We start from the raw sequence: 3552 nt of genomic DNA, 5'->3' as shown, positions 1-3552 counted from the left end.
AGCGGCGGGCGGGCTTCGGACATGGCAACTCCTTTGTGGGCCATGCTGCGGGCAGGCCGACAGACATAATATAGAGCCTTCCATCATTCAAATGCAGATGACATATTCGTAACCTGTCCTTCCATTTTCCGGAAGAAGCTATGGATCGTCTCGAAGCCATGTCGCTCTTTGTCGCCGCGGTGGAGGCCGGCAGCCTTTCAGCAGCCAGCCGCCGTTTCGGCATTCCGCTGGCGACGGTCAGCCGCAAGATTTCCGATCTCGAGCGCCATCTGAACACACGCCTCCTGAATCGCTCGACGCGACGGCTGACACCGACCGATGCCGGCCAGACCTATCTTGCCGCCTGCCGCCGCATCCTCGACGACGTCGGCGAGGCCGAACGCACGGCAGCCGGCGAATACAGTGCTCCGACCGGCGAACTGGCCATCACCGCGCCGGTCGTCTTTGGCCGCCTGCACGTGCTGCCGGTCGTCACCGGCTTTCTCGCCGCCTATCCCGACGTGGACATCCGACTGACATTGGCCGACCGCATAACCCAGCTGGTCGAGGACCATTTCGATCTCGCCATCCGCATCGGCCAGTTACCCGATTCGAGCCTGGTCGCCATCGGCGTCGGCGCGATCCGCCGCGTCGTTTGCGCCAGCCCGGCCTATCTGGCCGAACACGGCACGCCAACGGCCCCGGCGGATCTGGAAACACACGATTGCATCACCTTCGAGGGACTTGCCTCCGCCGCCAGTTGGAGCTTCATCAGGGGCAAGGCCGAAATCCCGGTTCGGGTCCGCTCGCGGCTTCAGGTCAACACCGCCGAAGCGGCCATCGATGCCGCGATTGCCGGCGTCGGACTGACACGCGTGCTTTCCTACCAGATCGAAGCCGCGCTGCGGTCCGGCACGCTGCGCATCCTGCTGCAGGAATTCGAGCCGGCGCCATGGCCTGTAAGCCTGGTGCATGCGGGCCACGGCCTGCTGCCGGTCAAGCTGCGCGCATTCCTCGATTTTGCCGCCCCGCGCCTGAAGGAGCGGCTGGCACAGCTGATGTAGCGGAACCAGGCCAATCTCCCATTGGCGACCGTTCTTCGTTGCCAACCAAAGCGCCCTGCGGCCATTTCCTTTTTTCCCGCGCTTGGTGTAACCAACGCTCACCTCCTCACCGGGCTCCCCCCAAATGCTCTACATCAGATCGCTGACGTTCAATTTCGTCTTTTACGTCAACCTGATCGTCCAGATGATCCTCTGGACCCCATACTATTTCCTGTCGCCCCGGCACCGCGCCTGGTTCGTGCCGAAATTCTGGTCGCGCACCTCGATGTGGCTTTACGACAAGATCGCCGGAACGAAGAGCGAGATCACCGGCCGGGAAAACCTGCCCGAAGGCTCCTTCATCCTGGCCCCCAAACACCAGTCGTTCTGGGATGCGATCGCCTTCTTTCCCTATCTTCACGACCCTCTCTACATCCTGAAGCGCGAGCTCACCTGGATCCCGTTCTTCGGCTGGTACATCATGAAGATGCGCATGATCCCGGTTCACCGCGGCAGCCGTTCGAAAGCGCTGAAGGCCGTGGTCGCCGCGACCAAGGCGGAGATGGCGCGCAATCCCCGCCAGCTCATCATTTACCCCGAAGGGACAAGACGCGCGCCGGGCGACGAACCCGCCTACAAATACGGCATCGTCGAAATCTATGCGCAGCTTGGCGTTCCGGTGGTGCCGGTTGCCCATGTCGCCGGCCTCTATTGGCCGCGCCGCAAATTCCTGCGCTACCCCGGCACCGTGAAGGCGCGGTTCCTGCCGCCGATCCCACCGGGACTGAGCAAGGACGAATTCATGGCCCGGCTGATCGGCGAGACCGAGGCTGCCTGCGACCAGTTCCTGATTGAAGCCGCGCGCGGCCCAAACCCGCCTGCCTTGCCGCCGACAGCGGTGAAAAGACTGCAAGAGCTGGACAACGCCGCAAGACACAAAGCCTGAACCGGAAGTCTCCTACCGGCAGTTCTCAGCCGAACACGGCCAGCGCGGTGGTCAACACCAGCGTCGCGGCAAAGACCAGGTTGACGATCCGCGAGGCCGCCGGCCGGCGCAGGAAGCGCGCGAATGCCACTCCCAAGACAAGCCACAGAGCATGGATGGCGACGATCATCAGCGCGAGAGCCATCAGCTTCAGCCATGGACCAAGCTCAGTGGCGCCCTGTTTGGACGAAGCACCGGCGAACACGGCGGCGATCGCCACATAGGCCTTTGGATTGGCGACCGCGAGAAAGAAACCAGCCAGCCATGTTGGACACGAAGCCTCCGCGCCGCGTGCTGCCATGGGCGGCGCCGTGGCGATCTTGAAGGCGAGATAGAGGATGTAGGCCGCCGAGGCGAAAGCCAGCAACGGCGCCAGCTTCGGCATCGAGGTAAGCACCGCCATGACCCCGGTCGCGACAACCAGAAGCACGGCGATCGTGCCCAGGATGATTCCCCAGGCATAGCCCAGCGAGTGGCGCAAACCGAAGGCGGCCCCAACGGCGGTAACGCTTATCGTTGCCGGACCCGGGCTGCCCATGATCACCAGGGCGGCAAGCACGAGCGCGAGAAGTTGTCCCCAAAACTCCGGCTGCGAAAGAAGCGGCTCAGTCATTTTCTCCTCTGTCCTGCCTTGTGCGAAGAGACGGTATGGCAGGACCAGAGTGGCGTCTTGGACGTTCGTGCGAGGCGTCGCGCCTGAAGCTTCAGCCGCTCGCTCTGTCGAGTTCGGTCATGTCGGCGGCGGTCAGTTTCAGCGACGCCGCCCTGATCAGGCTGTCCATCTGTTCAGGCTTGGTGGCGCTGGCGATCGGCGCGGTGACGCCCGGCCGAGCGATAACCCAGGCAAGCGCGACTTCCGCCTGCTTGGCCGAATGCCTTGATGAAACCGCGTCGAGTGCCGCAAGGATGCGCATGCCGCGCGCATTGAGATAGTCCTTTACCCCGCCGCCACGCGGGCTTTGACCGAGGTCGGCCTCGCTGCGGTATTTGCCGCTGAGGAAACCCTTGGCCAGGCTGAAATAGGTGATGACGCCGATGTCCTCGGCCACGCATAGATCGCGCAACGGCCCATCGAAGGACGAGCGATCGTAAAGATTGTATTCCGGCTGCAGCACCTCGTAGCGCGGCAGACTGCGCAAGCTCGCCACATCGAGTGCAGCACGCAACTGGCCGGCGTCGAGATTCGAACAGCCGGCATAGCGGATTTTGCCCTTGGCGAGCAGCTTCTCGTAGGCGCCAAGCGTTTCTTCGTAGGGGGTTGCAGGGTCCGGCCAGTGCGACAGATAGAGGTCGATGACTTCGGTCTGCAGCCGCTTCAGCGATGCGTCGACGGCCTCTTCGATGTATGCGGCGGACAGGTCCTTGTGCCCCTGCCCCATATCCGAACCGACCTTGGTGATCACCACGACCTTGTCGCGATTGCCACGGTCTTTCATCCATTTGCCGATGATGGTTTCCGATTCACCGCCCTTGTGGCCGGGAACCCAGCGCGAATAGGCATCCGCCGTATCGATGGCGTTGAGGCCGGCGCCGCAGAAGCAGCCG

At 63.1% G+C, this 3552-nt stretch carries 4 protein-coding genes; 2 read left to right on the top strand and 2 right to left on the bottom strand.

The features are described 5' to 3' along the window. The first annotated feature begins 140 nt into the window (after positions 1-140). Both EN750_RS23990 and EN750_RS23985 read left to right on the top strand, forming a co-directional pair. Complete coding sequence (locus EN750_RS23990) at positions 141-1043, top strand: LysR family transcriptional regulator (protein WP_127397853.1); 903 nt, start codon at positions 141-143, stop codon at positions 1041-1043. 124 nt (positions 1044-1167) lie between these two features. Then, a complete protein-coding gene (locus EN750_RS23985) occupies positions 1168-1968 on the top strand; it encodes a 1-acyl-sn-glycerol-3-phosphate acyltransferase (RefSeq protein WP_127397851.1) in 801 nt (266 codons plus the stop codon). A gap of 25 nt (positions 1969-1993) precedes the next feature. Here EN750_RS23985 and EN750_RS23980 read toward each other — a convergent pair whose 3' ends face one another. Together EN750_RS23980 and EN750_RS23975 are read right to left on the bottom strand one after the other, a co-directional pair. Beyond that, on the bottom strand, positions 1994-2620 hold the full coding sequence (locus EN750_RS23980; protein WP_127397849.1) for a LysE family translocator: 627 nt from the start codon (positions 2618-2620) through the stop codon (positions 1994-1996). A 91-nt stretch (positions 2621-2711) separates the two neighbouring features. Next, positions 2712-3552, bottom strand: an 841-nt coding sequence (locus tag EN750_RS23975; RefSeq protein ID WP_145967868.1) for an aldo/keto reductase, incomplete at its 5' end; no start/stop codon positions are given.

It is taken from the genome of Mesorhizobium sp. M7A.F.Ca.ET.027.03.2.1 (assembly GCF_003999175.1).
Classification (GTDB): domain Bacteria; phylum Pseudomonadota; class Alphaproteobacteria; order Rhizobiales; family Rhizobiaceae; genus Mesorhizobium.
The sequence above is the reverse complement of the archived record's forward strand: the minus strand, read 5'-3'. Positions and strand labels throughout refer to the sequence as shown.